This is a genomic window from Streptomyces sp. NPDC059649 (assembly GCF_042734445.1).
Classification (GTDB): Bacteria; Actinomycetota; Actinomycetes; order Streptomycetales; family Streptomycetaceae; genus Streptomyces.
Genome location: NZ_JBHWDV010000043.1, coordinates 63,674 through 70,765, shown reverse-complemented (window position 1 = coordinate 70,765; position 7,092 = coordinate 63,674). Strand labels below are relative to the sequence as shown.

Sequence of the window (7,092 nt, the reverse complement as noted above, 5' to 3'; positions counted from 1 at the left end):
GTTGTGTGGACGTAAAGCGAAGCAGTCCACACAACCGGCCCCGGAGGACCGTCACCGCACCCAAAAACAACCCAGCCCGCCGCAGGCGCAACGGCGAGACGCCCCGCGGCGGGACAGACAGGTACGTGCGGGGCACCGCAAAGCGCAACGGCGAACAACCCCCGCGGCGGGACGGCCAAGTACGTGGGTCAGAACCCGTCCGGAGGGACATACGTGCCCCAGACGTCGCGTAGCGCGTCGCACACCTCGCCCAGTGTTGCGCGGGCGCGGAGTGCGTCCCGCATGGGTGGGAGGACATTGTCCGTGGAGGTCGCGGCCTTGCGGAGGGCGTCGAGGGTGGCGGTCACGGTGCGGTGGTCGCGGCGGGACCGTAGCAGGGCGAGGCGTTCGATCTGCTGGGCCTCGATCGCGGGGTCGACCCGCAGCGGCTCGTACGGTTCCTCCTCGTCGAGCTGGAAGCGGTTGACGCCGACGACGATCCGATCGCCGGCGTCGGTTTCCTGGGCGATGCGGTACGCGTTGCGTTCGATCTCTTCCTTCTGGAAGCCCGCTTCGATGGCGGCCACCGCACCGCCCAGCTCCTCGACCCGCCGCATCAGCGCGAGCGCGGCCTCCTCCACGTCGTCGGTCATCGACTCGACCGCGTAGGACCCGGCGAACGGGTCGACGGTGGCGGTCACATCGGTCTCGTGGGCCAGCACCTGCTGGGTGCGGAGAGCGAGCCGGGCCGCCTTGTCCGTCGGCAGGGCGATCGCCTCGTCGAAGGAGTTGGTGTGCAGCGACTGGGTGCCGCCGAACACCGCGGCCAGGGCCTGGACGGTGACCCGGGCGAGGTTCACCTCCGGCTGCTGGGCGGTGAGTTGCACGCCGGCCGTCTGGGTGTGGAAGCGCAGCATGAGGGATTTGGGGTTCTGCGCCCCGAATTCTTCGCGCATGACGCGGGCCCAGATGCGCCGGGCGGCACGGAATTTGGCGACCTCTTCGAGGAGGGTGGTGCGGGAGACGAAGAAGAAGGACAGCCGGGGGGCGAAGTCGTCGATGTCCATGCCGGCGGCCAGCGCGGTCCGGACGTACTCGACGCCGTTGGCGAGGGTGAAGGCGATCTCCTGCGCGGGGGAGGCGCCGGCCTCCGCCATGTGGTAGCCGGAGATCGAGATGGTGTTCCAGCGGGGGATCTCGGCCCGGCAGTACTGGAAGACGTCCGAGACCAGCCGCAGGGACGGCGCCGGCGGGAAGATGTAGGTGCCGCGGGCGATGTACTCCTTCAGGATGTCGTTCTGGACGGTGCCGGTGAGGTGGCCGGGCGGCACCCCTTCCTCCTCGCCGACCAGTTGGTAGAGGAGCAGCAGCAGCGCCGCGGGGGCGTTGATCGTCATGGACGTGGACACCTTGTCCAGCGGGATGCCGCCGAACAGCACCCGCATGTCCTCGACGGAGTCGATGGCCACCCCGACCTTGCCGACCTCGCCGGAGGCGATCGGGGTGTCGGAGTCGTGGCCCATCTGGGTCGGCAGGTCGAAGGCGACCGACAGGCCGGTGGTGCCGTGGGCGATCAGCTGCCGGTAGCGGGCGTTGGACTCCCGGGCGGTGCCGAAGCCCGCGTACTGGCGCATCGTCCAGGGCCGCCCGGAGTACATCGTCGGGTGGATGCCCCGAGTGTAGGGGTAGCTGCCGGGCGCGCCGAGGCGGCGTGCCGGGTCCCAGCCGGCCAGCGCCTCCGGCCCGTACACCGGCTCGACGGGCAGACCGCTCTCGTTGTGCCGCACACTGCCCGGTTCCTGCGCCATGGAAGTACGCCTCCGCCTGGGTGACCGCGATCCCTTGGTCCTTTTCCGACGGTCGATACACCGTCGTCACGGTTTTACGCCTTGCTCACAGCATGCCCGCAGGTTCGCCACGCCGCAGCGCTGGGAAGCATCTCCACTGGCCGGTTCGGGCCGCCCAGATCCGGGGGTAGCGCATGAGGCGGAGCAGCGGAAGACGTACGGCGCCGGTGGCGGCCGCGGTGCTGGTGGTGGCGGCGCTCGCGGTGGGCTGCCGGCCGGTGACGGTGACGAAGACCGGTGCCCCGGACAGCAAGGGCATCCGGTACGCCCCGACCACCCCGGCTCCCCCGCCGCTGACCGTCCGCCCCGTGCCCGCCCGGCAGTCCGCCCGGCAGTCCGCCCCGGCGCGCCCGCACCGCACCGGGCATCCGGCGCCGCGGGCCCCGCGCGCGGTGCTGACCATGGGCTCGCACGGCGCGCAGGTCCGGGAACTCCAGGCGCGATTGACCCAGCTGGGTCTGTTCGACCGCGCCCCGACGGGCTACTACGCCTCGTACACCACCGCCGCGGTCCGCGCGTTCCAGAGGCAGCAGGGGCTGCCGCGTACGGGGACGCTGCAGCCCGCGGCCTGGCATGCGCTGCGGGCCCGGACCCGTGAGCCGTCGCGGACGGAGCTCTATCCGCCGACCACCCGGCCGGTCGGCGTCCCGGATCCGCGCTGTCTGCGGGGCCGGGTGATCTGCATCAGCAAGCGGAGCAACACCCTGGCCTGGGTGGTCGACGGGCGGGTGGTCTCCGCGATGGACGTGCGGTTCGGCTCGCAGTACACCCCGACCCGTGAGGGCATCTTCGCCATCGCCTTCAAGAGCCGGCACCACATCTCGACGCTGTATCACACGGCCATGCCGTACGCGATGTTCTTCAGCGGGGGCCAGGCGGTCCACTACTCCGCCGACTTCGCCGCCCGCGGCTACCGCGGTGCCTCGCACGGCTGCGTCAACGTCCGCGACAAGGACCGGATCGCCGCGCTGTTCGCCGCGGTGCACAAGGGGACCAAGGTGGTCGTCTACCACTAGGGGCGGACCACCGGGAAGAGAGAGAAGGGCGCGGGCAGGGCCGGGGGAACGTGCCCCGCCCGCGCCAAATGCGCTGAGCCGTGGGTACGGGGGGAACCCCGGCTCTCGCGCAGCCGATGACCAGTCGGCTTCACTCAGTACTGCGTCACCGGCTCGAAAAACGTCACACCCGGTCGGAGGCCGTGCTGCTCGGGGTCGCCCCGGTGGGATCCGGGCTGGTCACGGACGGCGTGGGGGCAGGAGTGGAAGCACCGGGGGACTGGGAGGGCGACTGGTCGCCCTCCTCGTCGCCGGAACCGCCGGCGCTGCCGCTCTGGCCGGTGGCCCCGGTGCCGCCGGTGAGGTTGCCGACGAAGCCATCGTTGTCACCCGAGCCGCCGCCGGACTGATAGCGCGCCAGATAGGCACGGCAGAAGGCGTGCACCTTCGCCGCACCGCCGGCCCGGCGTTCGAGGCGCTGCCGCTGCTCGCGGTCCATGCGGTCCCGGTTGCCGGACTCGTACTCCTGACAGAGAGTGAGCAGAAGTTTCTTCTTGGCGCCCCGCCCGGGGGTGCCCTTCTGGCCGCCCGAGTCGTCGTGCCGGCCCGGGGTACCGCTGCCCGGCACCCCGGTCGCGCCGGGACTGGCCCCGGGCGTCGCGGTGTCGGAGGGCGAGGACGTCCCGCCGTGCGTGGCGTCGGGTGTGCTGCCCGTGGTGCCGTCGGTCTGCGCCTCGCCGGGCTCAGTGGTGGCCAGCGGTCCGGGCGTCTCGGCGGACGAGGCACTGGACCCCGGTCCGGGGCCCCCGCCACCGCGGAAAGGGCCGGGCAGCACGCCCGCCCCGGCCGCGACGGCGACGCCGCCGATGGCGCAGGCCGCGAGTGCGACGGCGAAGCCGCGCCGGAAGGGGCGGGCGAACCGGGTGCGTTCGGTGACCGCGGTGGCGTGCACCGTCGGCACGGCGGCGTCGGAGTCGCGGCCCGCCGAACGGGCGCCGGAGCCGTGCGGAACGGCCCGGCGGAACGCCGCGACGGCGGCCTCTTCGCCGGGCAGCGGCACGGTCTCGGGCGCGCGTGCGCCGACCGCGGCGGCCGCTGCCAGCAGCTGTTCGAGTTCCTGTGCGCCGGCGTCGTACGGGGAACTGACTCGTTCACCACGCAGCAGTCGCTCCGCGGTGTCCTTGTCGAGCCAGTCGTACCGATCGTCGGCCATCACATGTCCTTCTGCGTTCGTGCGGCCGATTCCGTCACACCCCGTAGGCGGGAATCCGCCACGCCGTCGGGGCGCTGCTGCTCGGGGACGTGGTCCCCGGCGCCCGGCGGGTCGCCGATCAGCTCGGCGAGCTTGCGCAGTCCGCGGTGTGCGGCGGTGCGTACCGCACCGGGCCGTTTGCCGAGCACCTCGGCCGCGCTCTTGGCGTCGAGCCCGACCACCACCCGGAGCACCACGGCCTCGGCCTGGTCCTGCGGCAGCCGGGATATCAGCTGCATGGTGCGGCCGGTACCGAGGGCCTCCAGGGCCTCGCCGGCGGTGTCGGACGCCGCCGGGGTGTCGACCAGTTCGCTCTCGTCGCCGCCGATCGCCGGGCGCCGGCCGCGCATCCGGATGTGGTCCAGGGCGCGGTTGCGGGCGATCCGGGCGGCCCAGCCGCGGAAGCGGTCGGCGTCGCCGCTGAAGCGGGCCAGGTCCCGGGTTATCTGCAGCCAGGCCTCGGAGGTGACGTCCTCAACGTCCGCTTCGCTCACCAACGTCCGTACATACCCCAGAAGTCGGGGGTGTACGGCGCGGTAGACGGTACGGAACGCTGCCTCGTCGCCGTCCTGCGCCGCCTGTACGGCCACCGTCAGCCGGCGGTCGTCCGGCTGAATGTCGTCCCCTCGCACGGGTCCATCCTGTCGCACGTGGAATGTCCGCCGCCCGGTCCTTGCTGTCGCTGCTTCGCTTCGCCGTCGATCGGGGCGCTCCGGACAACCCCCGGTAACCCCGCTGCTCCTGCTGACCGTAACCCGTGCGCACACCCGCTCCGCACCCGGGCCGGATTGCGGACCGCACGCTTCCGGATCACCGGAGACCGTGCGCCCACCGGCGCGGATGCGCACGTTACGGGCCAGGCCGGGCCCGCGTCCAGACCACTGGCCGTGCCACCGCCCGCACCGCGTGTGACGCTTTCGGGCCGTTCGGCGCTGTACCGGATAGAGGGCCGTCACGGCCCTTCACGAACGACGGCCGGGGCCTCTCCTGTGGGGGGTGGCGGCCCCGGCCGTCCTCGTGGCCCCAGGCCGCCACGGAACCTGATGCCGAATGCGGCACTCCCCGGTCGAGAGCAACTCACCCCGTATGGGGAGGGTGGCGGCCCCGGCCGTCCTCGTGACCTCACGCCGCCACTGCCCCGGCGCTCCTCGTTTCTCTCACCCGTTTCTTACCGGGTGGCGGTCCGCTCGGCGGGCGGATTTCTCATCGTTCCTCATCAACCGGACAAACCCGCCTTCTTGGCCAGGGCCGTGAAGGCCGTCCAGGACAGTGCCGGCGTTCCCGGGTCCCAGGTCTTCTGCGCCAGTGCCGCCAGCGGCAGTCGGATCCCGGCGGCCACCTGCTGTGCGGTCTGCGCCTGGGACCGGTCGCACCAGATCGCGAAGCGCGCCCCGGGGATCCGGTCCGGGCCGGTCAGGCTCGCGGGGACGTTCACCGGCCGGGTGCCGCGGATCACCAACGGCGTCCAGCTCCGGTAGATGCGCTCGCCGGTGGGGTACGTGAACTGGTTGGGCTCGCCGAGGACGTAGTAGAGGTACTCGTCGTTGAAGTTCAGCACGTTGCGGCCGTCACGCAGGAAGTCCTCGGGGGGACGCTTGCCGATCTCCTTGCCGGTCCAGTAGGCGACCGTCCGGTTCTTGTCGGCGCTCACCCTGGGGCTGGAGAAGAAGCCGTCGTTCCAGGCCTCGATCCGGTTCTTGCCCTGCCCTTCGACGGTCTTCTGCCGGTCGTTGAGCCAGCCGGTCGCCAGGTCCTCGAGGGTGCCGTTGGGTCCGTACTTCTGCCGTGCGGCCTGGGTGAGCTGCGGATACGTGGTCGCCGGGGTGGACGACAGCAGCGCCTGGTACTCATCACCACCCAGGTGCCAGTAGGCGGGAGCACCCTTGGGGTTGGTGAACAGCTCGCTCATCTCCTTGAGCAGCGAGTCGATCAGCGGCGCCGCCTTGGGGTTGGAGATGTCGATCGCGCCGGGGACCACGCTGCCCGAGGCGCGGTGCAACTGGAGATCCGGATGGCTTTCCAGCACCTTGCCCAGGTGGCCCGGCGAGTCCAGTTCCGGAACGACGGAGATGTGCAGACTGCGGGCGAGCGCGACGATCCGGCGGACCTGGGCCTTGGTGAGGTGGTCGGCGGAGACCACCTCGGGGTGGGTGTCGCTCTGGATGCGGAAGCCCTGGTCGTCGGAGAAGTGCAGCTGGAACTGGTTGAGCTTGAGGTCGGCGATCTCCCGCAGCCGGGCCTCGATCCACTGCTCGGTGAACGGCTTGCGGGCGTTGTCCAGCGACATTCCGCGCTGCGGGCGGCCCGGGCGGTCCTTGATGGTGCCCTCGGGGAGCCCGCCGGCGGCGCGTACGGCCTGCTTGACCGTGCGGGTGCCGTAGAAAATTCCGGCGTCGGTGGGGGCCGTGAGAGTGAGCCGGGTCCCCTTGGCGGTCAGGGTGTAGGCCTCGTCGGCGGCGCCCTGGACGGGCAGGTTGTTGCCCTGTTTCCCGCCGTTCTTTCCGGAGAGCTTCACTTCGATGTCGCCGGGCCGTACCGGCTCGTCGCCGTAGACGACGGTCAGGCCGCCCAGGTCACGGGCCATCAGCGCGGCCTCGTCGGCGACGTTGCTCCCCTTGCCGGACGGGACCACCACGCGGGCCCCCTTGGAGGGGCGCCAGCCGCGTCCGTCGGCCCGGTGGAACTCGCGTACGGCCGGGATGACCTGCGGCGTTCCCGTGACCGGGGCCCAGCTCGGGGTCGCTGCGGGTGAGGGGTTCACCTTGGCGCTGGTGCTGCCGGGAGACTCGGTGTCGGCGGAGTGGGAGCAGCCGGCGAGCAGCAGCGCGCCGGTGAGCGCCGCGGCCGGCAGCGCGGCGCGCGACGGCCGCATCGGGTTCGACATCGTGCAATCCTCACTTTTCGGGGCGAAGGCATTGCCAGGTGTGCGGGGCCGGTCGTCCACCGGATACGCAGAAGAACTCTCCTCCGGGTGAAATTCGCGCATCCGTCGGACAGCTGTCGACCGGCGTCGTTAGCG

Annotated in this window: 5 protein-coding genes; 1 reads left to right on the top strand and 4 read right to left on the bottom strand. The window is 71.7% G+C overall.

Annotated features, from left to right (window positions below):
* Nucleotides 1-188: 188 nt before the first annotated feature.
* The gene (locus ACFV1J_RS31875) at nucleotides 189-1,787 is read right to left on the bottom strand and encodes a methylmalonyl-CoA mutase (RefSeq protein WP_385863908.1); all 1,599 of its coding nucleotides are present in this window, start codon (nucleotides 1,785-1,787) and stop codon (nucleotides 189-191) included.
* A 173-nt stretch (nucleotides 1,788-1,960) separates the two neighbouring features.
* Between ACFV1J_RS31875 and ACFV1J_RS31870 the strand changes: the two genes are divergently transcribed.
* Entirely contained in the window at nucleotides 1,961-2,842 is an 882-nt protein-coding gene (locus ACFV1J_RS31870; RefSeq protein WP_385863906.1) for a L,D-transpeptidase family protein, read from the top strand.
* Nucleotides 2,843-3,005: 163 nt separating this feature from the next.
* Here ACFV1J_RS31870 and ACFV1J_RS31865 read toward each other — a convergent pair whose 3' ends face one another.
* The 3 genes from ACFV1J_RS31865 to ACFV1J_RS31855 all read right to left on the bottom strand — a co-directional run bounded on the left by ACFV1J_RS31865 (nucleotide 3,006) and on the right by ACFV1J_RS31855 (nucleotide 6,957).
* Nucleotides 3,006-4,034 carry a hypothetical protein gene (locus ACFV1J_RS31865; protein ID WP_385863905.1) on the bottom strand — a complete coding sequence of 343 codons (1,029 nt, stop codon included), beginning with the start codon at nucleotides 4,032-4,034 and terminating at the stop codon, nucleotides 3,006-3,008.
* Nucleotides 4,034-4,705, bottom strand: a complete 672-nt coding sequence (locus ACFV1J_RS31860) for an RNA polymerase sigma factor (protein ID WP_385863903.1) — start codon at nucleotides 4,703-4,705, stop codon at nucleotides 4,034-4,036. The genes ACFV1J_RS31865 and ACFV1J_RS31860 overlap by 1 nt, the downstream gene beginning before the upstream one ends.
* Nucleotides 4,706-5,289: 584 nt before the next feature.
* A complete protein-coding gene (locus ACFV1J_RS31855; RefSeq protein WP_385863902.1) occupies nucleotides 5,290-6,957 on the bottom strand; it encodes a glycoside hydrolase family 20 protein in 1,668 nt (555 codons plus the stop codon).
* Nucleotides 6,958-7,092 lie beyond the last annotated feature (135 nt).

Excerpts from the sequence above, each read along its gene's own strand:
- ACFV1J_RS31875 (WP_385863908.1), bottom strand. The coding sequence starts at position 1,787 with ATGGCGCAGGAACCGGGCAGTGTGCGGCACAACGAGAGCGGTCTGCCC.
- ACFV1J_RS31870 (WP_385863906.1), top strand. The coding sequence starts at position 1,961 with ATGAGGCGGAGCAGCGGAAGACGTACGGCGCCGGTGGCGGCCGCGGTG.
- ACFV1J_RS31865 (WP_385863905.1), bottom strand. The coding sequence starts at position 4,034 with ATGGCCGACGATCGGTACGACTGGCTCGACAAGGACACCGCGGAGCGA.
- ACFV1J_RS31855 (WP_385863902.1), bottom strand. The coding sequence starts at position 6,957 with ATGTCGAACCCGATGCGGCCGTCGCGCGCCGCGCTGCCGGCCGCGGCG.